This is a genomic window from Nonomuraea sp. NPDC049378 (assembly GCF_055586745.1).
Window position 1 is genome coordinate 19,676 of record NZ_JBVJHP010000005.1, and the last position, 25,153, is coordinate 44,828.

Consider the following 25,153-nt stretch of genomic DNA (forward strand, 5'->3'; position numbering starts at 1 on the left):
CGTCACCCTTCCTGGCCCGCGGGGCCGAACGCGAGAACGAACCGGTCGGGGAAGATGCCGCCCGATCTGACGAGGACCCCCTCCGGCGGCGGGACACGGCGTAGACCGGGGCGCAGCAGCAGGCGGCGGACGACCTCGCAGACCACCGCGGCGGCGGGGTGCACGCCCAGGCAGGAGTGGTGACCGTGGCCGAAGAACAGATGGTGGTGGCGCGGCCGGTCGAGGCGGAACTCCCCGGGCTCCGGCACCACGTCCGCGTCGAACATGGCCGAGGCGGGCGCGGCGAGCACGAGCGTGCCCGCGGGGATCACCGTGCCGCGCGGGGTGCCGGCGGCCAGGACGTGGTCGCGCTCGCACATGCGGGGCAGCAGCTTGAAGAACGGGTTGAAGCGCAGCGCCTCCCACACGTAGGGGTCGAAGCCGGCGGGGTCGGCGGCGGCCTCGGCGGCCTTCGCCAGCACCTGCGGGCGCAGGAGCAGTTGCTCGACCGCCTCGGCCATGGCTCCCGGCCCGCTCTCGACGAAGCCGAGCGGCAGGCCGGCCATGTTGATGACGATGCGCTCGTCGTCCTCCAGGCCGAGGCCGGGAGGCAGGTTCGTGCGGACCAGCCGGGTGAAGACGTCGTCCGGCAGGTCACGCCCGGCGCGCGGCGCCGCCCGGAGTCCGGCGAGCCGGTCGCGCAGGTAGGCCGTCATCTCGGCGCCCGCGCGTACCGACTCCTCCTGGATCGCCGGGTCGCCCCCGTAGTTGGCGAAGCCGTCGGTGACGATGGCCCGCGTCCACCGCGACAGGGTGCCGGGATCGGGCCCGGGAAGCCCGAAGTATTCGGCGCACACGCCCAGGGCGACGTGCCGGAACAGCGCGTGGACCGCTTCGACGCGGCCACCCGGCAGCGCGGCGTCGAGGGCCTCGTCGGCCAGGCGCCCCGCGAGCGCCCGCACGCGGGCGGTGTCGCCCGGGTCGAGCATGACCCGCATCAGGCCCTTGTCCCGCCAGTTCATCGGGGTGGCGTCCCGGCCCAGCATGTACGGGCCGCCCAGCGCGGCGTCCAGGCGCGGCCCGAAGGCGCGGACGGAGAAGACCGACTCCCGGGAGAGCACCTCGATCACGTCGGCGTAGCGCGTCACGACCGTGAAGGCGGGCGTGACGAAGACGGGCCGCCGCTCGCGCAACTCGGCGAACAGGCTGCGCCACTCGGTGCGCATCCATTGCTGGACGAGCGCCAGCGCCGTCATCGGATCGCGGGCCAGCGCCTCGTCGTATCTCTCCAGATGGCCGCTCGTGGTCGCCTGATCGGTAGCACCCATGCCGTTTGCCCACCTTCCGCTGAGGCCGGAGCGAACAGAGATCATCACGTTGTGTAGCCACAATCTAGACAGAATGTTGCTGCTACCGTGCGGAGTGTTTTGACTCCTGCCGGTGACGGGCTCGTCACTTCCAGGCCATTGCCCGAGCCCCCGCGGCCCGGTCATCAATGGGGAGGCCCTGTCGTCCGCACCGATCACGGAGGCACTGTGAACGCGTCACCCACCCCGCCGGCGGGCTCGGGCACTTCGGAGACGGTGACGCTCACCACCGGCCGCCGAGCGGTCTACCTGGTCGTCCTCGTGGTGCTTCCCGTGCTGCTCCTGGCCGTCGCCGTTCCCGCCGTGTGGGGGTGGGGCATCGGCCCGCGTGACCTGGTCATCGCCGTCGTGATGTACCTCGTGAGCATCTTCGGGATCGCCATCGGCTATCACCGGCTGTTCACCCACCGCGCCTTCAAGTGCCGCAGGCCGCTGCGGGTCGCGCTCATGTTCGCCGGCGGCATGGCCGTCGAGGGTCCCGTCTCCCTGTGGGCGGCCGAGCACCGGCGCCACCACAAGTACGCCGACCGCGAGGGTGACCCGCACTCGCCGTGGCGTTACGGCGACGACGGCCTGGCCCTGCTGCGCGGCATGGCGCACGCTCACGTCGGCTGGTTCTTCACCGCCCGCCGGCGCTCCAGCAGGCGCCACTGGGTGCCGGACCTGCTGGCCGATCCGGACGTCCGGCGCTTCGACGCCGCCTACCCGGCCGTCGTGGTGCTGTCGTTCGCGCTGCCCGCCGCGGCGGGCGGGTTGTGGTCGATGTCGTGGGAGGGCGCCTGGTCCGCCTTCTTCTGGGGCGGCCTGGTCCGCTACGCGGTGGTGCACCACGTCACGTGGTCGGTGAACTCCGTCGCGCACACGTTCGGCGAGCGGCCGTTCCCTGCCAGGGACCGCTCGTCGAACGTGTGGTGGGTGGCGATGCTGACGCTGGGCGAGGGCTGGCACAACTGGCACCACGTGGAGCCGGCCTGCGCCCGGCACGGGGTGCTCAAGGGGCAGCTCGACCCGAGCGCGCGGCTGATCCGCTGGTTCGAGCGCGCGGGCTGGGCGCACTCCGTACGCTGGCCGGATCCCGCCCGCGTGGTCGCCCGCCGTGCAGCCCGCCGGTGAGCACGGGGTCGGCCCGGGAGCGGAACGGCGGGCGGTCCTCCCGCCCCAGCGCGACGAACTCGTCCGCGCTGAGCGAGTGGTCCACGCGGGTGATCTGCTGGTCGATGATCGGCCCCTCGTCGAGGTCGGCCGTGACGTAGTGCGCGGTGGCGCCGACCAGCTTGACGCCGCGCTCGTACGCCTGCTGGTAGGGCCGCGCGCCCTTGAAGCTGGGCAACATCGAGTGGTGGATGTTGATGGCCCTGCCCTCGAGGTGCTCGCACAGCCCGGGGGAGAGGATCTGCATGTAGCGGGCCAGCACCACCAGGTCGACGCGCGCGTCCTGCACGATCTCCAGCAGCCTGGCCTCGGCCTCGGGCTTGGCGCCGGGCGTGACCGGGATGTGGTGGAACGGCACACCGTAGTTGCCGGCCAGCAGCCCGAGGTCGGGATGGTTCGAGACGACGGCGGCGACGTCGAGGTTGAGTTCCCCGACGGAGTCGCGGTAGAGCAGGTCGTCGAGGCAGTGACCGAACCTGCTGACCATGATCAGCACGCGCTGCTTCTCGTCGGCGTCCCCCAGGCGCCAGGTCATCCCGAAACGGGACGCGACGTCCGCGAAGTCGCGTTGCAGGTCGGGCACGGGTAACGCGAGACCGCCGGCGTGGGCGAACTGCACGCGCATGAAGAACGTGTGGCTGTCCGGGTCGTGGAACTGCCGGCTCTGCACGATGGTGCACCGCCTGTCGAAGAGGAACCCGGCGACGGCGTACACGATGCCCGGAGTGTCCGGGCAGGACAGCATGAGGACGCACTGCCCGGCGGACCGTCCCATGGCCGCGGCGGTCATGGGAGCTCCGGGCTGCCGGAGGGTTGCCCGGCTCTGGCCAGCATCCTGCGCCGCCAGGACTCGGTCTGCTCGAGCTCGTTGAACGTGAAGAGGTGGAACCCCCGCAGGTTGCCGTCCGGCGCGCCGACACGCGGGGCGAGCCGCTCGACCAGCCGGTCGGGGCTGTACCCGCCGGGCAGGAAGAACCGCCACAGCAGGCTCTGCTGCTTCGTCAGGAAGCGGGCCGACTGGCCGAGCCCGAGACCGGCGGAGACGCGGATGAGCTTCTGCCGGCTGACGGCTCCGGGCAGGCCGACGTGGATCGGCAGGTCCACGCCGCGCCCCTTGACCCGCCGGGCCCAGGCGGCCGTGGTCTGCGCGTCGAAGCACAGCTGGGTGACGACGTGGGTGGCGTACCGGGCCTTGCGTTCGATGGCGCGGTCGATCAGGTCCTGGCTGATGCTGCCGTGCCCCTCGGGATAGCCGCCGATCCCGATCCGGCGGAAGTGGTGCCCGTTCGCGTCGAGCACCTCCAGGAGGGAGAGGGCGTCGGGGAAGCCGCCGGCGGGCTGGGCGGCGTCGCCGCCGATCACGAAGATGCCGTCGATCCCCGCCTCCCGCAGCTGGGCGACGAGGTCGGCCAGCTGCCGCCCGTCCCTGACCTGGCGGGCGGCCAGGTGAGGGGCGACGGAGTATCCGTGGCCGGCCAGCCGCAGGGCCAGGCCGACGGTGGCCGCCAGGCCCCTGGCCTCGGTCGTGGTGACGGTCAGCGGGATGGTGCGCGGCACGTGGGCGAGCACCGCGTCCTCGGTGCCGCGGAACGGCATGATCTCGTAGCTGACGGCGTTCAGTGCCCGGGCGAGCGCCTGCCGGTGCGCGGGCGCCGGGCCGGGGCCGCCGACCCGCAGGCTGCTCATCGTGCCGGTCTCTTCTCGGACGAGGCCCGGTCGGCGGTGGGGACGGGAACCGCAGGAGGCATGGTGAGGGGACCTTTCGTCGGGGCAGGCGGCCGAGCGGGAGGCGCGCTCGTGCGCGTACGCGGACGCCGGGCACCGGCATCCGCAACAGACGGTAGGTTCCGGCCCGGCCCGGGGGATGACGCGGATGACGGCACTTGGGCCTGCGCTCGTCCTGGCCGTGACGCGACAAGTGACGTAGTGCGCGTGACCGGGCCCCCGCCGCCCTGTCCCCGCGTCTCCCGCGGAGCCGCCGCCTACGTCAAATGGCGTATCCCCGCAGGCCGTCCCGGTGGAAATGGTGCCGTGGCCCTGGAACGAGGGCATCATGGTGATCGGTGACGTGGCGTACCAGCGAGGAGGGCGCCGGCGATGGTGGACGACGTCAGGTCCGGGCGGGCCGCCGGGCGCCGGCCGCTCGACGCGGGAGCGCTGCTGGAGCAGACGCCCGACGGGCTCGCGGTGATCGATGCCGACGGGCGTTTCGTCCAGGCCAACCCGGCGGCGCTGTCGCTCTGCGGACTCGACGCGGCGCACGTCGCCGGCGCCGCGTCCCCGTTCCCGCCACGTGACGCGGACGAGGACGGCGAGGACCCCAGGGCCGAGACGGTCACCGTGTGGGAGGCCGAGCCGGGGCCGCGCCGCGAGTTCGCGTTCCGCGTCAGCCGGCTGCCCGGCCGCGACGAGCGCATCGTCGCGTTCCGCGACGTCACGGAGAGCCGGCGGCACCAGCGCAGGCTCGCCGCGATCGCCAGCGCGGCCAGCCGGGTGGCCGCCAAACGCTCGCTGGGCAGCACGCTGGAGGCGCTGGCGAAAGAGGTGCTGGAGGCCGACGCCCTGGCCGGAGTGCAGATCCTGACGGTCAACGCCACCAGCGAACGTTTCCAGGTCATGGGCACCGCCGGGTTCAGCCAGGCGGACAACTTCTTCGACATGCTCCTCGAGTGCCGGGAGGCCGGCGCGGACCTGCGCATGATCGACGCGTTCACCTCGCGGCAGCCGGTCGTCGTGCCCAACCGCTACGCGTCGATCATGTCGAACCCCGCGTGGCGGGCGCTGAAGGACTACATGCGCTCGCCGGAGTGGGACTGGTTCGCCAGCGTGCCGCTGATGGTGCGCGGCGAGCCCGTGGGCATCCTCAACGCCTTCTTCGCCCCAGGCCAGGAGATCGGCAGGACCGCCCTCGACTTCCTGCTGGCCATGGCCGAGCAGGCGGCACAGGCCGTCGACTACGCCGCGCTGCTGGAGCGCGAGCGGGAGGTCGCGCGGCGCGAGGAACGCCAGCGGCTGGCCCGCGACCTGCACGACTCCGTGGTGCAGCAGGTCTTCTCGATGGGCATGCAGGCGGAGTCGCTCAGCATGTTGTCCGGGCGCGACACCGTCGTGGACTCGGCGTACGTGATGCGCGTGGCCGGGGAGCTCGGGCACGTGTCCAAGGCGGTGCTCGGCGACCTGCGGGCCATGGTGACCGACCTGCACCCCATCCCGCTCGACGACCAGGGGCTGTCGGCGGCCCTCGACGCCCTCGCCGAGTCGACCACGGGCAGGACCGGCCTCGACGTGCACGTCTCGATCACCGACCAGCACCACGAGCTCGACGACCTGGAGTCCGAGCTCCGCGAGGACGTCTACCGCATGATCGCCGAGGCGCTGCACAACAGCGTCAAGCACGCGCAGGGCTCCCGCGTCACCATCGACCTGGGGCTGACCGGACGCCGCTCGCAGCGGTGGCTGACGGGCGAGGTCTCCGACGACGGATGCGGCCTGCCGGCGCAGGACGCGGACCTGCCGGGGGAGGAGGGCGGCTTCGGCATGACGGCGATGAAGGAACGCGCCGGCCGGTGGGCCGGCCACTTCGCCGTCTTCTCCAGCCCCGGCGAGGGAACCACCGTGCGCTTCGTGCTCCCGCTGCCGCCCTCGCTGCCGACAGGGCTGCACCGGGAGGTGCTCGCCCGTACACACGACACCGCCGGCACCGCCGCCAGCGCCCGCGAGAACGCTGAGGAGCCATGACCCTCCCCTCGGACAACAGCACCATCGGAGTCCTGGTCGTGGACGACCACGCCGTGGTCCGGCGCGGCGTCGTCGCCTATCTCGACGCCCTGCGGGACGTCGAGGTCGCCGGTGAGGCGGCCAACGGCCGCGAGGCGGTCGATCTCCTCGAGTCGCTCAAGGTCAGGCGGCAGCCGCTGCCCCGGGTGGCGCTGATGGATCTCATGATGCCGAAGATGGACGGCGTCGAGGCGACCGCCGAGATCGTCAAACGGTTCCCGGCCGTCCGCGTGGTCATCCTGACCAGTTTCGGCGAGGTCGAGCGCATCCACGCCGCGCTGGCCAACGGCGCCGCCGGCTACCTGCTCAAGGACGCGGGGCCGTCCGAGGTCGCCGCCGCGATCCACGCCGCCGCCAACGGCGACGTCTACCTGGACGCCGCCGTGGCGCGGCGGCTGGCCCAGAAGATGCGCTCCCCGCACAGCGGCGTGGCCGGCCTGACCAGCCGGGAGCGCGACGTGCTCGTCCTCATCGCCGAGGGCCGCTCCAACCGCGAGATCGCCGCCAAGCTGGTGATCAGCGAGCGGACGGCGCGCACCCACGTCAGCAACCTGCTGGGCAAGCTCGGGCTGCACTCGCGCACCCAGGCGGTGCTCGTCGCCATGCGCGAAGGGCTGGTCGACCCCCCGCGCTGAGCGCCGGCGGGTCACGGCCGGCCGCGGCCTACGTCACTTGTCGTAGACGGCCTAGGACCGGCACCCCCTCAAGTGCCGTCAATTGCGCAATCCACGGCCCGGCGGGGGCTGCGTAACATCCAGGTCAGGCCGCGATGACCAGGCCGTCCGCGAACGCCCACGTGCACGGAGCCCGGCGCACGCGCGTCGCCAAGCGCCCCTCGTCCCGCGCGCGGCGACGCCCTGCGAGCAGCCCTCAGTTAAGGAGACACCCCATGTCCGGCAAGAGCCTCCAAGACGTTCTCAACGGCGTTCCGACCAACGTGGCGGATCATCTGCGCAACTTCCAGGCCGGGCCGAACGTCTATCCCGGGGTTCCGCCCGAGTACACGAACTGGCGCGACGAGCAGCTGGCCTGGCAGCAGACCTGCGTGCTGTTCAACCAGTCCTTCCACATGGCCGAGCTGCTGGTCGACGGGCCCGACGCGCTGAAGCTGCTGTCCTACCTGGGCGTCAACAGCTTCGCGAGGTTCCCCGTCGACACCGCCAAGCAGTTCGTGCCGTGCACCCCTGACGGCTACGTCATCGGCGACGGCATCCTCTTCCACCTGGCGGAGAGCACCTTCAACCTGGTCGGACGCATCCCCGCGCTCAACTGGGTGCGCTACCACGCCGAGACCGGCGGCTATGACGTCACGGTCACGCTCGACGAGCGCTCGGCGGCCCGCCCCGACCCGTTCAACCGCACCCACTACCGGTACCAGATCCAGGGGCCGAACGCGGTCAAGGTGATCGAGAAGGCGATCGGCAAGCCCGCGCCCGAGCTGAGGTTCTTCCACATGACGACGATGACGATCGCGGGCAGGCAGGTCCGCGCGCTGCGTCACGGCATGGCGGGGCAGCCGGGGTACGAGCTGTTCGGGCCCTGGGCGGAGGGCGAGGAGGTGCACCAGGCGCTGGTCGCGGCCGGCGAGGCGTTCGGGATGCGGCTGGTCGGCGGGCGCGCCTACTCCACCAACACGCTGGAGTCCGGCTGGATCCCCTCGCCCCTGCCGGCGATCTACACCGGTGAGTCGCTCAAGGCCTACCGCCAGTGGCTGCCGGACACCTGTTACGAGGCCGCCGCGTCCATCGGCGGCAGCTTCGTCTCCGACGACATCGAGGACTACTACCTGACGCCGTGGGACCTCGGCTACGGCTCGTTCGTGAAGTTCGACCACGACTTCGTCGGTCGCGAGGCGCTGGAGGCCAGGGCGGCCGGCCCGCACCGCAAGAAGGTCACCCTGGCGCTGGACAACGCCGACTTCCTCAAGGCCGTCAACAGCCAGCTCGAGCGCGGGCTCCCGGCGAAGTGGTTCGAGTTCCCGTCCGCGGTCTACGCGATGCACCCGTACGACCTGGTGAAGGCGCACGGCGAGCCGGGCGGGATCTCGACGTGGATCGGCTACAGCGCCAGCGAGCGCAAGATGCTGACCCTGGCGATGCTCGACGAGGAGCACGCCGAGCCCGGCGCCCAGGTGTCGCTGGTGTGGGGCGAGCCCGACGGCGGCTCGAACAAGCTCACCGTCGAGGGCCACGGCCAGGTCGAGATCGGCGCCACCGTGAGTCCCGTCCCGTACTCCGAGGTGGCCCGCAAGGTGTACGCGGACGGCGGCTGGCGGGCGGCCTCGGCCTGAACCGGCAGCCGCGGACGTGTCGAGCACTGCCGGGACAAGGGAGAAACCCATGGGCGGGGAACCGGACCGGATACCCGACACCCCCCTCCTCGACAAGAAGCGCCGGTTTCTCGGCTACCGGATCAACAAGATGGCCATGGGGCTGGGCGACCCGGCCAACCGGGCGGCGTTCCGGGCCGACGAGCCGGCCTACCTGGACCGGTTCGGGCTGAACGACGAGGAGAAGGCCGCGGTGTTGTCCCGCGACTGGACGGAGATGGTGCGCCTCGGCGGCAACCTGTTCTTCATCCTGAAGATCTCCGCGGTCGATCCCGTGCGCATCACCGAGATCGGCGCCCACCAGGCCGGCATGGACCACGAGTCGTTCCTGCGGGACAGGCTCGGGAAGAAGGTGTGAGACGTGGCGAGAATCGTCGGAGGGCTGGGAACGTCGCACGTGCCCTCGATCGGGGCGGCGCTCGACAAGGGCCTGCGCGACACGCCTGAGTGGAAACCCTTCTTCGACGGGTACGCGCCCGCCCAGGAGTGGGTGCGCGAGCAGCGGCCGGACGTCGCGGTCGTCGTCTTCAACGACCACTTCAACGCGCTGTTCCTCGATCGGGTGCCGACCTTCGCGGTCGGCTGCGCCCCCGAGTACCACCCCGTCGACGAGGGGTGGGGGCCGCGGCCCATCCCCCCGTTCGAGGGGGCGGCCGACTTCGCCTGGCATCTGGTCGACACCCTGGTGGACAACCACTTCGACCCGGAGATCATCCAGGAGATCAAGGTCGACCACGGGTTGCAGGTGCCCATGGAGCTCTTCTGGGGCAAGCCGGTGAAGGCGTGGCCGGTGAAGGTCGTGCCGATCTTCGTCAACGTGCTGCAGTACCCGATCCCGCTGCCCGACCGCCTCTACGCGCTCGGCAAGGTGCTGGGCAGGGCGATCGAGAGCTACGACAGCGACGAGAGGTTCGTCGTGCTCGGCACCGGCGGCCTGTCCCACCAGCTCCAGGGGGCCCGCGCCGGGTTCGTCAACCCGGAGGCCGACCGGCGCTTCCTCCAGGACATCGCCCACGATCCCGGCACGCTCGCCGGCTGGAGCAGGGAACAGTACGTCGAGACGTTCGGCGGGGAGGGAGCCGAGCTGATCATGTGGCTGGTCATGCGCGGCGCGCTCGACCCCGAGGTCGTGGTCAGGCACCGGCACTACTTCGTACCCGCCTCGATGACGGGAGCCGGGATGATCGTCATGGAGAACGCATGACCCGGTTCGCCGCCCGCCCGTACGAGGAGGTCCGCGCATGAGTACCTTCGTGCTGGTCCACGGGGCCTGGCACGGCGGCTGGGCGTGGCGGCGGGTGGCGCCGCTGCTGCGCGCGGCCGGCCACGAGGTCCACACCCCGACCCTGACCGGCCTCAGCGACCGCGCGCACGTGCTGCACCCGCAGGTCGGGCTCGGCACCCACGTCCAGGACGTCGTCGCCCTCATCGAGGCCCACGACGCCCGGGACGTGGTGCTCGTCGGGCACAGCTACGCGGGGCAGGTCGTCACGGGCGTGGCCGACCGGATCGGCGGGCGGCTGGCCATGCGCGTGCACCTCGACGCCTTCGTCGGCGAGGACGGCGAGGCCGCGATCGACCTGCTGCCCGCCACCGTGGCCGGGCACTACCGGGAGTCGGTGGCGGGGCCGGGGTTCGGCTGGCTGATCCCCGTGCGCTCGCTGGGCGTCCTGGGCGTCACCGAGCAGGCCGACCTCGACTGGCTGACCCCGCGTCTCACCCCGCACCCGTGGCTGACCTACACCGAGCCGCTGCGGCTCACCGGCAAGGGGGAGCAGGCGCCTGCGGCGTTCATCGAGTGCACCGACTGGATGCGGGTGTTCACCCCGCAGGCCGAGCGGGCGGCCGCCCGCGGCTGGCCGGTCCACGAGCTCGCCACCGGCCACGAGGCGATGGTCACCGCGCCGGGCGAGCTGGCGGAGCTGCTGCTGGCGGTCGCCGCCGCGTGACGCGGCCCTCTGACGCGGCCCGTGACGGTCGCCGCCTGATGGCGTCCGGCCGCTACGCGCTGCACGGGACGCTGACCGGCCACGACCGGGTCAGAAGAGGGTCAGCGGCTCGCTGGGCATCGGCTCCGGCAGGGGCTCCAGCTCGGGTACGCGGGCGCGTACGTCGTCGTGGAAGCGGCGGGCTAGCGCCGGGGCGTCCGCGTTGTCCGGCGTGTGGATGAACACGGTCGGCGAGCGCCCCTCGCGCAGCCAGTCCGCCACCGTGCCGGCCCACGGGCCCCAGCCGTCGATCGTGCGCGCCTCGTCGTCCCTGCCGAGGTAGCGCACGATCGGGTGGGCGGTGAGGGCGCGCGTGCGGCGCGGCACGCGCGGTTTCTTCGCCCACGCGTCGCGCTCGGCGTCGCTGGTGGGCGGGCTCCGGAAGAGCACGGTGGTGTCGAAGGGCACCCATTCGGCGTCGAATCCGGCCAGCAGCCGTTCGAGCAGGCGTTGCGACCGCTCGTCCGCGAAGAACGCGCGGTGCCGCACCTCGACGGCGTAGCGGTGCGAGCGGGGCAGCCGGTGCAGGAAGGCGGCGAGGGCGCCGAGGTCGGCCGGCGAGAACGAGCCGGGCATCTGCAGCCAGAGCGCGTGGATCCGCGACCCGAGCGGCTCCATCGCCTCCAGGAACGTGTGCAGGTCCTCCTCGGCGCCGGTGAGGCGGCGCTCGTGGGTGATCGCCTTGGGCAGCTTGACGACGAAGCGGAAGCCGGGCCCGGTCTGCGCGGCCCACGACTCCACCGTGCTCCTCGACGGGGTGGCGTAGAAGGTCGTGTTGCCCTCCACCGCGTCGCACCAGGTCGCGTAGGCGCGCAGCCGCTCGGCGGGGGGAAGCCCGGCGGGCAGGAGCCGTCCCTGCCAGCGCGCGTGGGTCCACATCGCGCATCCCACATGAAGCCGCATGAACGCGACGCTATCGGAGACCGGCGCGCACCGCGGCCATGTTGTCATACGACTTTCAGATTCGTATGATGACGAGCGACTCCAGCAAGCCGACCCCTTGGGACCGCCATGGCCGCCGACCAGATCCGCCACGTCTCGCTCTCCTCCGTCACGCTCCCGCTGGCCGTCCCCGTCAGCGACGCCAAGGTCCTCACCGGCCGGCAGAAGCCGATGACCGAGGTCGTCTTCCTGTTCGCCGAGATCACGACGGAGGAGGGCCACAGCGGCACCGGCTTCAGCTACTCCAAGCGGGCGGGCGGCCCCGCGCAGTACGCCCACGCCAAGGAGGTCGCGGAGAACCTGCTGGGCCAGGACCCGTCCGACGTCGGCCGGATCTACGACATGCTGGTGTGGGCGGGCGCGTCCGTCGGGCGTTCCGGCGTGGCCACGCAGGCCCTGGCCGCGATCGACGTCGCGCTCTGGGACCTGAAGGCGAGGCGGGCGGGGCTGCCGCTGGCGAAGCTGCTGGGCTCGTATCGCGACTCCGTCAGGACGTACAACACCTCCGGCGGGTTCCTGCACGCCCCGATCGAGGAGGTCAAGGCGCGGGCCTCGCAGTCGATCGAGGACGGCATCGGCGGGATCAAGATCAAGGTCGGTCAGCCGGACATGCGGGAGGACCTGCGCAGGCTGGCGGCGGTGCGTGAGCACCTGGGCGAGGACGTGCCGCTCATGGTGGATGCCAACCAGCAGTGGGATCGCCACTCGGCGCTGCGGTTCGGGCGGGCGGTGGAGGAGCTGGGCCTGGTCTGGATCGAGGAGCCGCTCGACGCGTACGACGCCGAGGGGCACGCCCGGCTCGCCGACGCCCTCGACACCCCCATCGCCACCGGCGAGATGCTCTCCAGCGTCGCCGAGCACGTCCGGCTCATCGAGGCGCGCGCCGCCGACATCATCCAGCCCGACGCGCCGCGCGTCGGCGGCATCACCCCCTTCCTGCGCCTGGCCACCCTCGCCGACCACGCGGGCCTGCACCTCGCGCCGCACTTCGCCATGGAGATCCACCTCCACCTGGCCGCCGCCTACCCGCGCGAGCCGTGGGTCGAGCACTTCGAATGGCTCGACCCCCTGTTCAACGAGCGTCTGGAGACCCGTGACGGCCGCATGATCGTCCCCGACCGGCCCGGCCTCGGCTTCACGCTGAGCGACCAGTGCCGCGCATGGGTGGTCGACAGCGTCGAGTTCGGGCGGGCGTGACCGTGATGCCGCCGGGCGACCGCGTCGAGTCCGTACGGTTCCGCCGCTACGCCGTGCCCCTGCCGTCCCCCGTGAGCGACGCCAAGGTCGCCACCGGACGCCAGCGCCCGCTGTCCCAGATCGACGTGCTGACCTGCGAGGTCACCACGGCCGACGGCCTGGACGGGCTGGGCTTCTCCTACACCACCCGCGCCGGCACCGCCGCCCAGTACGCCCACGCCAAGGAGACAGGGGAGCGCCTGCTGGGCCAGGACCCGTCCGACGTCGGCCGGATCTACGACATGCTGGTGTGGGCGGGGGCGTCCGTCGGGCGTTCCGGCGTGGCCACGCAGGCCCTGGCCGCGATCGACGTCGCGCTCTGGGACCTGAAGGCGAGGCGGGCGGGGCTGCCGCTGGCGAAGCTGCTGGGCTCGTATCGCGACTCCGTCAGGACGTACAACACCTCCGGCGGGTTCCTGCACGCCCCGATCGAGGAGGTCAAGGCGCGGGCCTCGCAGTCGATCGAGGACGGCATCGGCGGGATCAAGATCAAGGTCGGTCAGCCGGACATGCGGGAGGACCTGCGCAGGCTGGCGGCGGTGCGTGAGCACCTGGGCGAGGACGTGCCGCTCATGGTGGACGCCAACCAGCAGTGGGATCGCCACTCGGCGCTGCGGTTCGGGCGGGCGGTGGAGGAGCTGGGCCTGGTCTGGATCGAGGAGCCGCTCGACGCGTACGACGCCGAGGGGCACGCCCGGCTCGCCGACGCCCTCGACACCCCCATCGCCACCGGCGAGATGCTCTCCAGCGTCCCCGACCTGGTGCGCCTCGTCGACCTGCGCGCCTGCGACGTGCTCCAGCCCGACGTGCCCCGCGCGGGCGGCATCACCCCCTACCTCAAGGTCGCCGCGCTGGCCGACCACGCCGGCCTCCAGGTCGCGCCGCACTTCGTGATGGAGATCCACGTGCACCTGGCCGCCGCGCACCCGCGCGACTCCTGGGTCGAGCACATCGAGTGGCTGTCGCCGCTGTTCAACGAGCGGCTCGCGATCGAGGGCGGCCGCATGCGGGTCCCCGACCGGCCCGGCCTCGGGCTCAGCGTCGCGGACGAGGCCGCGGCCTGGCGCCTCGACGCCGTCGAGTTCCGCGCGGCGGGCGGGTAGATTGTCACCCGTGCCGCCGGACAGAAAGCTCGATCGCGACACCGGGCGCGGCCTCGCCCACGAGCTCGTCGAACGGCTGAAGGCCCGCATCCTGGCCGGCGAGATCGCGCCCGGCCAGAAGTTGCCGACCGAGTCCTCCCTGGTCGAGGAGTTCGGCGTGAGCCGCACGGTGGTCCGCGAGGCCATCTCGCGGCTGCAGGCGGCAGGGCTCGTCGAGACCTTCCAGGGCCGCGGCTCGTTCGTGCTCGACCTGCCCGCGCCCGCGCCGTTCTCGGTGGAGGCCTCGCGGGTCCGCACGCACCGCGACGTCCTCGACATGATCGACTTCCGCATCGGGGTCGAGTCCGAGTCGGCGGGGCTGGCCGCGGAGCGCCGCACCGACCTGCAGCTCAAGGCCATCGAACGCGCCCTCGTCGATCTCGGGAGCTCCGACCGGCACCCCGGCCACGCCGTCGAGGCCGACTTCCGGTTCCACCTCAAGGTCGCGCTGGCCTCCGGCAACCGGTTCTACTCCGACCTGCTCGCCTCGCTCGGCCCCATGATGATCATGTTGCCGCGCACGCGGCTGGCGCACGGCTACACGGTCTCCGACGCCACCCACCTCACCCGGGTGACGCTCGAACACGAGAACGTCTACCGCGCGGTCGCCGACCAGGACGCGGCGGCGGCGCGGGCCGCGATGCGGCTGCACCTGTCCAACTCGCGCGCCCGGCTCCAGGCGCCCTAGCTACCAGCGGGCCGTGTTGGGCGTGAAGTCCGGCACGACCGTCCGCATGTAGGCGGTGTCCTCCCGGCCGCGCTGCCCGCACGTGACGTACTGCTCGTGCAGGGCCGCGAGCGCGTCCTCGTCCAGCTCCACGCCGAGGCCCGGCCCGGTCGGCACGGCCACGCTCCCGTCGCGGAACTCCAGCACGCCCGGCCTGATGACCTCCTCGGCCTTCCACGGGTAGTGCGTGTCGCAGGCGTAGGTGAGGTTGGGCGTCGCGGCGGCCAGGTGCGTCATCGCCGCCAGGCTCACGCCGAGATGCGAGTTGGAGTGCATCGACAGGCCCATGCCGAACGTCTCGCAGATGCCGCCCAGCAGCGCCGAGCGCCGCAGGCCGCCCCACAGGTGGTGGTCCGACAACACGACCTGCACGGCGCCGGCGGCGACGGCGGGCCGGAGATGCTCGAAGGCGATGACGCACATGTTGGTCGCGAGCGGCAGGTCGCTGCGCCGGGCGACGGCCGCCATGCCGTCGATGCCCGGCGTGGGGTCCTCCAGATATTCGAGCACGCCGGCGAGCCGGCCCGCCACCTCGACCGAGGTCTCGACGGTCCAGGCGCCGTTGGGGTCGATGCGCAGGGCATGCCCGGGGAACGCCGCGGCCAGCGCCTCGACGGTCTCGATCTCGTGGCGGGGCTCGTACACGCCGCCCTTGAGCTTGATCGCGCCGAAGCCGTAGTCGTCGACCATGCGCCGCGCCTGGGCGACCATCTGCTCGGGCGTGCGGCCCTCGCCCCACAGGTCGTCGTCCTGGCCCGGATGTCCGGCCCACTTGTAGAACAGGTACGCCGAGTACGGCACGCGCTCGCGTACGGCGCCGCCGAGCAGGTCGCTGACCGGGCGGCCGAGCGCCCTGCCCTGCACGTCGAGCAGGGCCACCTCGAACGGCGCCGCCACGGTGTCGACCGCGCTCGACAGGTCGAGCATGCCGCCGAAGCTGGCTCCCGCGCCGCCGGTGGACGCGCCCAGCGCCGTCACGACCACGCGGCGCAGCCCGTTGAGGTCGAACGCGTCGAGGCCGGGAAGGGCGGCGGCGACGGCTTCGAGGCGCTGGAGATGGGCCCGGTCGGCGTACGTCTCCCCGAGCCCGACCAGCCCGGCGTCCGTGTGCACCTGGACGATGGCGCGCAACACGAACGGCTGGTGCACGCCGACGACGTTGAGCAGCGGCGGGTCGCGGAAGGCGACGGGGGTGACGGAGACCCGGCTGACCCGGCCGCCCGTGGCAGCGTCTCCGCCGGGCGTGGGCCGGTGTCCGGCGCTGGTGGTCATCGCGTGTTCTCCTCCACGGGGTCGTCCGCGTGCCCGGCCGGTTCCCCGGCGGGTCCGCGGCGGCGCACGGCCTTGCTGATCAAAGGGCTGATCAAAGGGCTGATCAGGGGGCGGATCAGGGGCAGGACGGCGACCAGCAGGACCAGCGCGAGCACCGTGCCCGAGATCGGGCGGGTGAAGAAGCCGGTCGGGTCGCCGCCGAAGATGAGCAGCGACTGCCGCGAGGAGTTCTCGATCATCGAACCGAGCACGAACGCCAGCACGAGCGGCCCCGGCTCGAAGCCGAGCTTCTTCATCAGGTAGCCGAGCAGGCCGAAGACGATCACCAGGAAGATGTCGTAGACCTGGTTGTTCACCGTGTAGGCGCCGAGCAGCGTGATGAGCACCGTGATCGGCGCCAGGATCGCGGGCCGCACCCGCAGGATCCGCACGAAGACGCCGACCATGGGGATGCTCATGATGAGCAGCAGGATGTTGCCGATGTACATCGAGTTGATGACGCCCCAGAAGACGTCGGGGTGCTGGGCGACGAGCTGCGGGCCCGGCTGGATGCCCTGGATGAGCAGCGCGCCGAAGATGAGGGCCATCGTGGCGTTGGCCGGGATGCCGAGGGTCAGCAGCGGGATGAACGACGAGGTGGCGGCGGCGTTGTTGGCGGTCTCCGGCGCGGCCACGCCCTCGACGGCGCCCCTGCCGAAGCGCTCGGGCCGCTTCGCGCGCCGCTTCTCGAACGCGTACGCGGCCAGGGAGGACAACGTCGCGCCGCCGCCGGGCAGCACGCCGAGGAAGAAGCCGATGAGCGAGCCCCGCCCGATCGCGCCCTTGGACTGGCCGAGGTCCTTGCGGGACGGCCAGACGTTGCCGACCTTGGCGGGGGAGTGGACCTGGTTGTGGCGTTCCTCGATGTTGTAGAGGATCTCGCTGAGCCCGAACAGGCCCATGGCGAGCGGCACGAAGTCGATGCCCTCGGCCAGGTTGAGGCTGTCGAAGGTGAAGCGCTCCGCGCCCGTGAAGGTGTCGCGGCCCACGGTCGCGAGCAGCAGCCCGACGCAGGCGGCGATGATGGCCTTGAGCTTGTGGCCGTTGCCCACCGACGAGATCAGCAGGACGCCGAGCACGCCAAGCGCCGCGTACTCGGGAGGCCCGAAGTCGAGCGCGAAGCCGGCGACGATCGGGGCCAGCAGCGTCAGGCCGAGGATCGAGACGGTGCCCCCGATGAAGGAGCCGATGGCCGCGATGCCGAGCGCGGTGCCGGCCTTCCCCTGTTTGGCCAGCGCGAAGCCGTCGAAGACGGTCACCACCGAGGACGCCTCGCCGGGCAGGCGCAGCAGTACGGAGGTGATGGTCCCGCCGTACTGGGCGCCGTAGAAGATGCCCGCCAGCATGATGATCGCCGGAACGGGCCCGATGCCGTACGTGAGGGGCAGCAGGATGGCGATCGTCGCGCCTGGGCCGAGCCCGGGCAGCACGCCGATGAGCATGCCGATGATGACGCCGACGAAGCAGTAGAGCAGGTTGGCCGGCTCCAGGACGACGCCGAAGCCGTTGAGAATCGGGGTGAGGTCCATGTGACTTTCTCAGATGAGGCGCGGGAGCGGGACCTGCAGCAGCAGGACGAAGAGCACGTAGAACGCGGCCACGGTGCAGACGCTGATCACGATGGACGACAACCACGACTCCTTGCCCAGCCATCGCAGCCAGACGAACATCAGCAGCAGCGACGGGATCTCGAAGCCGATCACGGGGAGGAGCGCGGCGAGCAGCACGAGCGTCACCAGCGCGACCAGGGTGAGCAGGCTCGCCTTCGAGAACCGCTCGGCGTCCTCGAGGCGGCGGCCCGCGGCGACGAGCGCCGCGGACAGCACGACGATGACGACGCTGATGGCGAACGGCCACAGGCCGGGCCCCGGCTGGGTGAGGCTGCCGAGCCCGAGCGCGTACGACCCGGCCGCGCCGAAGATCCCGGCGCAGAGTCCTGCCAGGGCCGCCGCGATCTGCGAGACAGGCCCCGCGTGCGGTGGCCGTGACTCGTCCAGCTCGGCCTGGATCCGCCCGGTCTCGACGGCGACGTCGTCGAGCGGGCCGGGCGACCCGGCGGGGTCGGGCATGGACATGCGCACTCCTTGGTGGCGGGCGGACGGGCGGGTGGGGGCGGCCTGCCGGGACCTCGGTCAGCCGGCCAGGCTGATCCCGAACTCGTCCAGCTGCTTCTTGTAGGTGGCGGTGTCGCTCTGCAGGGAGCTGAGGACCTCGTCGGGGGTGACCTCCATCGGAGTGAGCGAGTTCTGCTCGTTGAACTTCTTGTACTCCGGCGTGGCGAACGTCTTCTTGGCCGCGTCGAGCAGCTTCGTCTTGACGTCCTGCGGCGTGCCCTTGGGCGCGGTGAGGAAGCGGTACTGCGTCACCTGCACGTCGAAGCCCTGCTCCGTGGCCGTCGGCACGTCGGGCATGTAGGGGATGCGTTCCTTCGAGAAGACCGCGAGCGGCACGAGCTTGCCCGCCTTGACGTTCTCGATCGCCTCGCCGATCTGCATGGTGGAGACGTCGACCTGGTTGCCGAGCAGTGCGGTCAGCGCGGGGGCGCCGCCGTCGAACGGCACGGCCGTGGCCTCGATGCCGGCCGACTTGAAGGTCAGCGCGGAGGCCAGCTGGGCGCCCGTGCCCACGCCGGTCGTGCCGTAGCGGATCGTCTTGCCGGCCTTCTTCATATCCTTGATCGACGTGTAGCCGGACTTGGGGTTGGTCGCCATGACGTAGTCGTCGCGCGAGACGCCGGTGATGACGTCGAACGAGTCGATCTTCGTGGCCTCGGCGGGCGACACCGTGAGCGGCGTGATGGTGAAGAGCGAGGCGTTCTGTACGGCGATCTTGTAGCCGTCGGGGGCGGCCGACTGCAGCTCCTTGGCGTTGAGCGCGCCGTTGGCGCCCGGCTTGTTGAGCACCGGCGCGGAGACGCCGAGCTCCTTGGCCATGCCCTGGGCCAGCGCCCGGGTGATGAGGTCGGTCGAGCCGCCCGGCGAGGCGCCGACGCTGAACTCGATGTTGCCCGACGGGTATTCGCCGCCGTCACCGCCGGTGGAGGTCGTCTTGACCCCGCCGCACGCGGTCAGCGCGATGGCGGCGACGGTGCCGAGGACTCCCGCGAGAACGCGGCGGGGGGCTGTCCGGGATGCCGGCATGGACTTCTCCTTCGTGCGGGCGATGCCCCGCTGTGGATGCGCGGTGGGTGCGCGTGGGGTGCGGTGGAGCGGAGATTCGGACGGACGTCAAGTGCGGATTTGTTCCGTTCTCTGTAGTCTCCGGAGACTAGGGAGCAGCTTCGATGCCTGTCCAGGCTCAATTCGGTATCAAGTGATACTCTTTCCGCATCATGCTAACACTTGATCAGATCCGGGCGTTCGTGGCAGTCGCCGAGGAGCTCCACTTCGGCCGGGCCGCTGATCGGCTGCGCATGACCCAACCCCCGCTCAGCCGCCACATCCAGAAGCTGGAGCGGGTGGTCGGCGTGACCCTGCTGGAACGCGACAACCGGCGCGTGGTCCTCACCGACGCCGGCCGCTCCTTCCTGGACGACGCGCGGCGCATGCTCACGCTCGTCGACACCGCGGGCGACCGTGCGCGCAGGATCGCCAGCGGCGCCGCCGGCACCGTGCGGCTCGGCTTCACGGCCGTCTCGGCGATCAGCATGCTGGGCGCGCTGCTGCGGCGGTTGTCCGAGCAGCTACCCGAGATCGACGTCATCCTGCACGAACGGGTCACCGCCGGGCAGGTCGACGGCCTGCTCCGCGGCGAGCTGGACCTGGGGCTCGCGCGCCCGCCGTTCGACATCGCCACGCTCGACTCCCGGGTCGTCTTCCGCGAGCCGCTGTGCGCCGTCGTGCCCATCGGGCACCCGCTCGCCGGCCTCGGCCGGCCGCTCCTCCCCGACGACTTCGACGGCCTGCCGGTGATCAGCTACAACCCGGTGCAGTCGCGTTACTTCCACGAGCTCACCGTGCACTTCCTCACCAACGCCCACCCCAGGATCGAACAGCAGGTGCACCAGATCCTCACCGCGGTGCTCCTCGTGGCGGCCGGACGCGGCGTCGCGCTGGCGCCCGCCAGCGCGCGCTCGCTCGGCGTGGACGGCGTCACCTTCTGCGAGCTGGTACGCGATCCGCTGGAGAGCGACGAGAACGCCACGGGCGAGCCGGTCGAGCTCCACGTGATCTGGGACCGCGACTCGACCAACCCCGCGCTCTGGCGCGTGCTCGACCTGCTGCCCGACCTCGGAGCCTCACCCTCCGGCCGGCCTTCGATGCCCTGATGGCATCGCCGGATACGAAAATGCACTTGGACAGGAATCGCTCCTGCTCTCTAGCCTGGCGGCAACAGACCTGACCTGCGGCGCACGGGAATCCCACTGCCGCATGCAAAGCAAAGGACCGCCATGCCCAGCTTCACCCCGCACGAGCTCGCGACCCAGCTCAAAAGCGGCCTGCTGTCCTTCCCCGTCACCCACTTCACCGAGGACCTCCAGTTCGACGAGGCGCGCTACCGCGAGCACCTCGCCTGGCTGAGCAGCTTCCCCGTGGCAGGTTTGTTCACCGCCGGGGGCACCGGCGAGGGCTTCTCGCTGACCTCCGCCGAGATCGACCAGGTGGTCCGCGCGGCGGTCGACGAGGTCGGCGGCAGGCTGCCGGTCGTGGCCCCCGCCACCGGCGGCACCGCCAACGCCGTCGCGCAGGCCCAGGCCGCCGAGGCCGCGGGCGCCGACGGGCTGCTGCTCATGCCCCCCTACCTCACGGAGGCCGGTCAGGCCGGTCTGATCGAGCACGTCAGCGCGGTCTGCCGCAGCACGGGGCTCGGCGTGGTCGTCTACAGCCGCGCCAACGCCATCCTGACCGACCGTTCCGTCGAGATCCTGGCCGACAGGAACGAGACCCTCGTCGGCTTCAAGGACGGCGTCGGCAACATCGAGAACCTCGCCCGCATCTACGCCGGCGTCGGCGACCGCCTGGCCTACATCGGCGGCCTCCCGACCGCGGAGACCTTCGCGCTGCCGCTGCTCCAGCTCGGCATGAGCACGTACTCCTCGGCCATCTTCAACTTCGTCCCGCGGTACGCGCTCGACTTCTACGCCGACGTGCGCGCCCAGGACCGGGAGGCGGTCTACCGCCGCATCAGGGAGTTCGTGGTCCCCTACCTGGACATCCGCGACCGCCAGAAGGGGTACGCCGTGTCCATCATCAAGGCCGGGCTGACCGCCGCGGGACGGCACGGCGGGCCCGTGCGTCCGCCGTTGCAGAACCTCACGGAGGACGAGCTCGCCGAGCTGACCGCCCTCGTCAACAAGATCAGCTGAGAGGGTTCCCGCCGGTGTCTCCCACCATCCGACGCGTCGAGGTCGTCCCGGTGGCCGGGTACGACAGCATGCTGCTCAACCTCAGCGGCGCCCACGGACCGTTCTTCACCCGCAACGTCGTCATCACGACCGATTCCGACGGGCGCACGGGCCTCGGCGAGGTGCCGGGCGGCGAGGCGATCCGCCGCACCGTCGAGGAGGCGGCGGCGCTGCTGGCCGGCGAGCCCGTGGCGCGCCACCGCAGCCTGCTGCGCTCGGTGGCCGCCCGGTTCGCCGACCGGGACGCCGGAGGGCGGGGCGCGCAGACCTTCGACCTGCGCACCACGGTGCACGCGGTCACCGGGCTGGAGTCCAGCCTGCTCGACCTGCACGGCCAGCACCTCGGCGTCCCGGTGGCGGAGCTGCTCGGCGACGGGCAGCAGCGCGACCGGGTGCCGATGCTGGGTTACCTCTTCTACGTCGGCGACCCGGGCAGGACCGACCTGCCCTACCGCGTCGATGACGGCGGCGACGACGCCTGGTCCCGGCTGCGCCGCCGCGAGGCCCTGACCCCGGACGCGGTGGTCGCGCTGGCCGAGGCGGCCCAGGAGCGCTACGGGTTCGCCGACTTCAAGCTCAAGGGCGGGGTGCTGCCCGGCGAGGAGGAGATCGAGACGGTCAGGGCGCTGGCCGGCAGGTTCCCCGGAGCGCGGATCACCGTCGACCCCAACGGCGGCTGGCTGCTGGCCGACGCCGTCCGCCTGTGCGCGGGGCTCGGCGGCGTGCTGGCCTACGCCGAGGACCCGTGCGGGGCCGAAGGCCGTTTCTCCGGCCGGGAGACGATGGCGGAGTTCCGGCGTGCCACCGGCCTGCGCACCGCCACGAACATGATCGCCACCGACTGGCGGGAGATGGCGCATGCCGTACGCGCGAACGCCGTCGACATCCCGCTCGCCGACCCGCACTTCTGGACCATGTCAGGCTCCGTCAGGGTCGCCCAGCTCTGCCACGACTTCGGCCTGACCTGGGGCTCGCACTCCAACAACCACTTCGACATCTCGCTGGCGATGTTCACGCACGTCGGAGCCGCCGCCCCGGGCGAGATCACCGCCCTGGACACCCACTGGATCTGGCAGGACGGCCAGGCCCTCACCACCAGGCCGCCGCGGATCGCGGACGGCGCCGTCGACGTGCCCACCGCCCCCGGGCTCGGCGTCGAGCTCGACCGCGCGGCCCTCGCCGAGGCCCACGAGCTCTACCTCCGCCACGGGCTCGGCGCCCGCGACGACGCCGTGGCCATGCGGTATCTCGTGAAGGACTGGGTGTTCGACCCGAAACGCCCCTGCCTCGACCGCTGACCTAGGGTGGCCCCATGGGCATGGTCACGACGGTCGGGCTGGTGCTGCACCCTCAGCGCGACTCAAGGAAGGCGATCGACACCATCCTGCGCTGGGCGGCCGGCAAGGACGCCACCGTGCTCGGCCTGCCCGAGGAGGTGGGCCGCATCGACTGCACCGCCGTGCCGGTCGACGCCGACACGCTCGTCGAGCGGGCCGACCTGCTGGTCGGGCTCGGCGGCGACGGCACGATGCTGCGCACGATGCGGCTGCTCGCCGGGCGGCGCACGCCCATCCTGGGGGTCAACGTGGGGCGGCTCGGGTTCCTCGCGGAGATCGACGTGAGCGAGCTGGCCGAGACGCTGTCGGCGATCGACAACCACCGCTACACGATCGAGCCGCGCATGGCGATCAGGAGCCAGGTCGGGGGCGCGGAAGTGACCGCGTTCAACGACATCGCCCTCGTACGGATCCCCGGAGAGGGGCTGGCCGGCGTGGCGGTGAGCCCGGCCGGCAGCGACTTCGTGCGTTTCGCGGCCGACGCCGTGATCGTGGCGACCTCCACCGGCTCCACCGCCTACAGCTTCTCCGCCGGCGGGCCCATCGTGTCACCCCGCGTGGAGGCCGTGCTCGTCGTGCCCTCCGCCGCCCACTCGGCCTTCAACCGGGCCCTGGTGCTGCCCGCCGACGAGGAGGTGACGCTCCAGGTGCTGCCCACCAGCGGGCGGCTCGCGGTCGAGGTCGACGGGGCCGTGGTCGGGCACCTGTGCCCCGGTGACCGCGTCACGGTCGCCGCCTGGCCGGGTGCGGCCCAGGTGGTGCGGCTGGGCACCACCTTCTACGACCGGGCCCGGCGCAAGCTGCGCGTGGACGGCAGCGCCGAGGCGTACTGACCCGGCACGGGCGCATGTGAACGTGCGCCGTCAGCGTCGGTGACCGTCCGGTGGCCGAACGGGCCGCTTCCGTTCCCGCCCCGCGGCCGGACACCGTGCCCGCTGCCAGGCCGCTGCCGCCCGGGTGATCGTGGTGGAAGAGGCCGCCGACCATCTCTCCCGCGGCGCAGGTCGGCGCCCTCGTCGACGAAGCGTTCAAGTGAGCCATGGACCACCCCGGGGTCCGGCCGTGCACGCGGCCGGGATCCCGATGCCGGACCTCCCCGACGTCCCCGTGATGCCTTCCGCCCGCCGGCCGGGCGAGGGCCCTGGCTAGGTGCTCGCGCGGCGGTGGCGGGCCTGGCGGCCCGGTTCCCGGCGGGGCTCCGGCTCCTGGCCGGGGGAGACGTCGTGGTGGTGGGACGGGTGCGGGGCGAAGAAGTCCTCCCGCGGGGCGTCCGCCGCGCGGGGCTCCGCACGGCGGCGTGAGGCGGACCTGTCAGGGGTCGCGCGCCGGCCGGAGGAGGTCTTCGCCGGCTCCTCCCGGTGGCGGGTGGCCGCCAGGGCGGCCAGGGCCGTGGTGATGGGGACGGCGGCGATGAGGCCGAGCGTGCCGGCCACGCTGCGGACGATCTCCTGGGCGATGACCGGCGTCGTCAGCACCTGCCCCAGAGGCTGCTCCCCGATGCTGAACAGCAGCAGCAGCGGCAGCGACGCCCCCGCGTACGCCAGGATGATGGTGTTGATCACCGAGGCGATGTGGGCCCGCCCGATGCGGCCGGCCGCCTGGTAGAGGCGGGCGAATCCGTACGACGGGTTGGCCTGGGCCAGCTCGGCCACCGTCACCGCCTGCGTGACCGTGACGTCGTCGAGCACCCCCAGCGCGCCGATGATGATCCCGGCAAGCAGCAGCCCCTGCGTGTCGATCGACAGGCTCATGCCCAGGGTCAGCGCGCTGTCGTCGGTGATCCCGTTGAGCCGGGCGAGCCCGAGCGCCGCGTACGACAGCGCGCCCGTCAGCGCCAGGCTGGCCAGCGTGCCGAGCACGGCCATGGACGTGGGCAGCGAGAAGCCGTGCGTGAGGTAGAGCACCGTCAGCATGATCGCCGCCGCCCCGACGATGGCCACCAGCATCGGGGACCTGCCCTCCAGGATGCCGGGGATGACGAACGTCAGCAGCAGCACGAACGTGACCGCCAGCCCGATCAGCGCCGTCACCCCGCGCCAGCGGCCGAACGCGATCACCGCGACCGCGAAGGCCACGCCGAACAACCACAGCGGCATCGCCCGGTCATGGTCGGAGATCTGGTAAGCCCCCTCGGCGTCGCGCAGCAGGATCACGCCGTCGCCCGGCGCGAAGCGCTGCGCCCCCGGGCCGCCCGGCAGGCGGAGCGTGACGTCACGGCCGGCGTCGCGCCCCTCACCGAGCTTGACCGTGGCGGTGCCGCAGGTGGCGGGGTCGGGCCGTGGCGCGCCCTCGGGGGCGGCGGGGCAACGTTTGAGCGTGACGCCGGTGACGGTGCCGGCCAGACGCTCGACGGCCGACGGCTGCGCGCCGCCGCCCTGCTGCTCCGCCCGGCCGTCCGGCCAGAGCCACAGCAGGGCCGCCAGGGTGACGACGGCCACCGGCACCAGGACGGCCAGGCTCGCCATCATCGTGCGCCGCGAGCGGGGTGCGGACGCCCCGTGCCCGTGCCCGGCGCCCATCAG

22 protein-coding genes and 1 pseudogene are annotated in these 25,153 nt (G+C 72.1%); 14 read left to right on the forward strand and 9 right to left on the reverse strand.

Features of this window, described 5'->3' with window-relative positions; translation table 11 throughout:
- Positions 1–2 precede the first annotated feature (2 nt).
- Positions 3–1,307, reverse strand: coding sequence for a cytochrome P450 (locus ACZ6SA_RS12225; protein WP_465827843.1), 1,305 nt, complete (start codon positions 1,305–1,307; stop codon positions 3–5).
- Positions 1,308–1,514: 207 nt separating this feature from the next.
- Here ACZ6SA_RS12225 and ACZ6SA_RS12230 point away from each other — a divergent pair, with 207 nt between their 5' ends.
- The gene (locus tag ACZ6SA_RS12230) at positions 1,515–2,459 is read left to right on the forward strand and encodes an acyl-CoA desaturase (protein ID WP_465827845.1); all 945 of its coding nucleotides are present in this window, start codon (positions 1,515–1,517) and stop codon (positions 2,457–2,459) included.
- 97 nt (positions 2,460–2,556) lie between these two features.
- Here the strand turns inward: ACZ6SA_RS12230 and ACZ6SA_RS12235 are convergent.
- Both ACZ6SA_RS12235 and ACZ6SA_RS12240 read right to left on the reverse strand, forming a co-directional pair.
- Positions 2,557–3,288 (reverse strand): annotated as a pseudogene (locus ACZ6SA_RS12235) (formyltetrahydrofolate deformylase); the annotation flags it as partial.
- On the reverse strand, positions 3,285–4,184 hold the full coding sequence (locus ACZ6SA_RS12240) for a methylenetetrahydrofolate reductase (protein ID WP_465827847.1): 900 nt from the start codon (positions 4,182–4,184) through the stop codon (positions 3,285–3,287). The gene ACZ6SA_RS12240 and the pseudogene ACZ6SA_RS12235, both read right to left, overlap by 4 nt.
- A gap of 411 nt (positions 4,185–4,595) precedes the next feature.
- Here ACZ6SA_RS12240 and ACZ6SA_RS12245 point away from each other — a divergent pair, with 411 nt between their 5' ends.
- The 6 genes from ACZ6SA_RS12245 (at position 4,596) to ACZ6SA_RS12270 (ending at position 10,553) form a co-directional block, all read left to right on the forward strand.
- Positions 4,596–6,236: an ATP-binding protein gene (locus ACZ6SA_RS12245; protein ID WP_347642943.1), complete on the forward strand. Its 1,641-nt coding sequence runs from the start codon at positions 4,596–4,598 to the stop codon at positions 6,234–6,236.
- Positions 6,233–6,910, forward strand: coding sequence for a response regulator transcription factor (locus ACZ6SA_RS12250; protein ID WP_347642944.1), 678 nt, complete (start codon positions 6,233–6,235; stop codon positions 6,908–6,910). Before ACZ6SA_RS12245 ends, ACZ6SA_RS12250 begins: the two co-directional genes overlap by 4 nt.
- Before the next feature lie 254 nt (positions 6,911–7,164).
- The gene (gene desA, locus ACZ6SA_RS12255; protein ID WP_347642945.1) at positions 7,165–8,565 is read left to right on the forward strand and encodes a syringate O-demethylase; all 1,401 of its coding nucleotides are present in this window, start codon (positions 7,165–7,167) and stop codon (positions 8,563–8,565) included.
- A 49-nt stretch (positions 8,566–8,614) separates the two neighbouring features.
- A complete protein-coding gene (locus ACZ6SA_RS12260) occupies positions 8,615–8,962 on the forward strand; it encodes a hypothetical protein (protein ID WP_443151575.1) in 348 nt (115 codons plus the stop codon).
- 3 nt (positions 8,963–8,965) lie between these two features.
- Positions 8,966–9,808 carry a class III extradiol dioxygenase family protein gene (locus tag ACZ6SA_RS12265; protein ID WP_465827849.1) on the forward strand — a complete coding sequence of 281 codons (843 nt, stop codon included), beginning with the start codon at positions 8,966–8,968 and terminating at the stop codon, positions 9,806–9,808.
- A gap of 37 nt (positions 9,809–9,845) precedes the next feature.
- Complete coding sequence (locus ACZ6SA_RS12270; protein WP_465827851.1) at positions 9,846–10,553, forward strand: alpha/beta fold hydrolase; 708 nt, start codon at positions 9,846–9,848, stop codon at positions 10,551–10,553.
- Positions 10,554–10,643: 90 nt separating this feature from the next.
- On the opposite strand, the gene ACZ6SA_RS12275 is transcribed toward ACZ6SA_RS12270, so the two are convergent.
- The gene (locus tag ACZ6SA_RS12275) at positions 10,644–11,495 is read right to left on the reverse strand and encodes a DUF72 domain-containing protein (RefSeq protein ID WP_465827853.1); all 852 of its coding nucleotides are present in this window, start codon (positions 11,493–11,495) and stop codon (positions 10,644–10,646) included.
- Positions 11,496–11,603: 108 nt separating this feature from the next.
- Between ACZ6SA_RS12275 and ACZ6SA_RS12280 the strand changes: the two genes are divergently transcribed.
- Genes ACZ6SA_RS12280 through ACZ6SA_RS12290 form a run of 3 tightly spaced genes read left to right on the forward strand, consistent with a single transcriptional unit; the run spans position 11,604 to position 14,600 of the window.
- A complete protein-coding gene (locus ACZ6SA_RS12280; protein WP_465827854.1) occupies positions 11,604–12,731 on the forward strand; it encodes an L-talarate/galactarate dehydratase in 1,128 nt (375 codons plus the stop codon).
- 5 nt (positions 12,732–12,736) lie between these two features.
- Positions 12,737–13,873: an L-talarate/galactarate dehydratase gene (locus tag ACZ6SA_RS12285; RefSeq protein ID WP_465828205.1), complete on the forward strand. Its 1,137-nt coding sequence runs from the start codon at positions 12,737–12,739 to the stop codon at positions 13,871–13,873.
- Positions 13,874–13,883: 10 nt separating this feature from the next.
- Positions 13,884–14,600 (forward strand): FadR/GntR family transcriptional regulator, encoded by a 717-nt coding sequence (locus ACZ6SA_RS12290; protein ID WP_132597708.1) that lies wholly within the window; start codon positions 13,884–13,886, stop codon positions 14,598–14,600.
- Here the strand turns inward: ACZ6SA_RS12290 and ACZ6SA_RS12295 are convergent, their stop codons facing one another.
- The 4 genes from ACZ6SA_RS12295 to ACZ6SA_RS12310 are packed head-to-tail and all read right to left on the reverse strand — an operon-like array spanning position 14,601 to position 19,090.
- Positions 14,601–15,911, reverse strand: coding sequence for an enolase C-terminal domain-like protein (locus ACZ6SA_RS12295; protein WP_347642951.1), 1,311 nt, complete (start codon positions 15,909–15,911; stop codon positions 14,601–14,603). It abuts the gene before it with no gap.
- A complete protein-coding gene (locus tag ACZ6SA_RS12300) occupies positions 15,908–17,479 on the reverse strand; it encodes a tripartite tricarboxylate transporter permease (protein ID WP_465827855.1) in 1,572 nt (523 codons plus the stop codon). The genes ACZ6SA_RS12295 and ACZ6SA_RS12300 overlap by 4 nt, the downstream gene beginning before the upstream one ends.
- Positions 17,480–17,488: 9 nt before the next feature.
- Positions 17,489–18,025 carry a tripartite tricarboxylate transporter TctB family protein gene (locus ACZ6SA_RS12305; protein ID WP_465827857.1) on the reverse strand — a complete coding sequence of 179 codons (537 nt, stop codon included), beginning with the start codon at positions 18,023–18,025 and terminating at the stop codon, positions 17,489–17,491.
- A 57-nt stretch (positions 18,026–18,082) separates the two neighbouring features.
- Complete coding sequence (locus tag ACZ6SA_RS12310) at positions 18,083–19,090, reverse strand: Bug family tripartite tricarboxylate transporter substrate binding protein (protein WP_443151568.1); 1,008 nt, start codon at positions 19,088–19,090, stop codon at positions 18,083–18,085.
- A 191-nt stretch (positions 19,091–19,281) separates the two neighbouring features.
- Between ACZ6SA_RS12310 and ACZ6SA_RS12315 the strand changes: the two genes are divergently transcribed.
- From ACZ6SA_RS12315 to ACZ6SA_RS12330, 4 genes are all read left to right on the forward strand, one after another.
- Positions 19,282–20,217 (forward strand): LysR substrate-binding domain-containing protein, encoded by a 936-nt coding sequence (locus ACZ6SA_RS12315; protein ID WP_465827858.1) that lies wholly within the window; start codon positions 19,282–19,284, stop codon positions 20,215–20,217.
- A gap of 123 nt (positions 20,218–20,340) precedes the next feature.
- A complete protein-coding gene (kdgD, locus tag ACZ6SA_RS12320) occupies positions 20,341–21,255 on the forward strand; it encodes a 5-dehydro-4-deoxyglucarate dehydratase (RefSeq protein ID WP_465827859.1) in 915 nt (304 codons plus the stop codon).
- Between the two features lie 14 nt (positions 21,256–21,269).
- Positions 21,270–22,592: an enolase C-terminal domain-like protein gene (locus ACZ6SA_RS12325; protein ID WP_443151567.1), complete on the forward strand. Its 1,323-nt coding sequence runs from the start codon at positions 21,270–21,272 to the stop codon at positions 22,590–22,592.
- 14 nt (positions 22,593–22,606) lie between these two features.
- Positions 22,607–23,464, forward strand: a complete 858-nt coding sequence (locus ACZ6SA_RS12330) for an NAD(+)/NADH kinase (protein ID WP_465827861.1) — start codon at positions 22,607–22,609, stop codon at positions 23,462–23,464.
- Positions 23,465–23,776: 312 nt separating this feature from the next.
- On the opposite strand, the gene ACZ6SA_RS12335 is transcribed toward ACZ6SA_RS12330, so the two are convergent.
- On the reverse strand, positions 23,777–25,150 hold the full coding sequence (locus ACZ6SA_RS12335; RefSeq protein WP_465827862.1) for a YibE/F family protein: 1,374 nt from the start codon (positions 25,148–25,150) through the stop codon (positions 23,777–23,779).
- Positions 25,151–25,153: the final 3 nt, after the last annotated feature.

Coding starts and splice junctions, on each gene's coding strand:
- ACZ6SA_RS12305 (WP_465827857.1), bottom strand. CDS start 18,025: ATGTCCATGCCCGACCCCGCCGGGTCGCCCGGCCCGCTCGACGACGTC.
- ACZ6SA_RS12335 (WP_465827862.1), bottom strand. CDS start 25,150: ATGGGCGCCGGGCACGGGCACGGGGCGTCCGCACCCCGCTCGCGGCGC.
- ACZ6SA_RS12295 (WP_347642951.1), bottom strand. CDS start 15,911: ATGACCACCAGCGCCGGACACCGGCCCACGCCCGGCGGAGACGCTGCC.
- ACZ6SA_RS12240 (WP_465827847.1), bottom strand. CDS start 4,184: ATGAGCAGCCTGCGGGTCGGCGGCCCCGGCCCGGCGCCCGCGCACCGG.
- ACZ6SA_RS12300 (WP_465827855.1), bottom strand. CDS start 17,479: ATGGACCTCACCCCGATTCTCAACGGCTTCGGCGTCGTCCTGGAGCCG.
- ACZ6SA_RS12330 (WP_465827861.1), top strand. CDS start 22,607: ATGGGCATGGTCACGACGGTCGGGCTGGTGCTGCACCCTCAGCGCGAC.
- kdgD (WP_465827859.1), top strand. CDS start 20,341: ATGCCCAGCTTCACCCCGCACGAGCTCGCGACCCAGCTCAAAAGCGGC.
- ACZ6SA_RS12280 (WP_465827854.1), top strand. CDS start 11,604: ATGGCCGCCGACCAGATCCGCCACGTCTCGCTCTCCTCCGTCACGCTC.
- desA (WP_347642945.1), top strand. CDS start 7,165: ATGTCCGGCAAGAGCCTCCAAGACGTTCTCAACGGCGTTCCGACCAAC.
- ACZ6SA_RS12310 (WP_443151568.1), bottom strand. CDS start 19,090: ATGCCGGCATCCCGGACAGCCCCCCGCCGCGTTCTCGCGGGAGTCCTC.
- ACZ6SA_RS12245 (WP_347642943.1), top strand. CDS start 4,596: ATGGTGGACGACGTCAGGTCCGGGCGGGCCGCCGGGCGCCGGCCGCTC.
- ACZ6SA_RS12225 (WP_465827843.1), bottom strand. CDS start 1,307: ATGGGTGCTACCGATCAGGCGACCACGAGCGGCCATCTGGAGAGATAC.
- ACZ6SA_RS12285 (WP_465828205.1), top strand. CDS start 12,737: ATGCCGCCGGGCGACCGCGTCGAGTCCGTACGGTTCCGCCGCTACGCC.
- ACZ6SA_RS12250 (WP_347642944.1), top strand. CDS start 6,233: ATGACCCTCCCCTCGGACAACAGCACCATCGGAGTCCTGGTCGTGGAC.
- ACZ6SA_RS12260 (WP_443151575.1), top strand. CDS start 8,615: ATGGGCGGGGAACCGGACCGGATACCCGACACCCCCCTCCTCGACAAG.
- ACZ6SA_RS12270 (WP_465827851.1), top strand. CDS start 9,846: ATGAGTACCTTCGTGCTGGTCCACGGGGCCTGGCACGGCGGCTGGGCG.
- ACZ6SA_RS12315 (WP_465827858.1), top strand. CDS start 19,282: ATGCTAACACTTGATCAGATCCGGGCGTTCGTGGCAGTCGCCGAGGAG.
- ACZ6SA_RS12275 (WP_465827853.1), bottom strand. CDS start 11,495: ATGCGGCTTCATGTGGGATGCGCGATGTGGACCCACGCGCGCTGGCAG.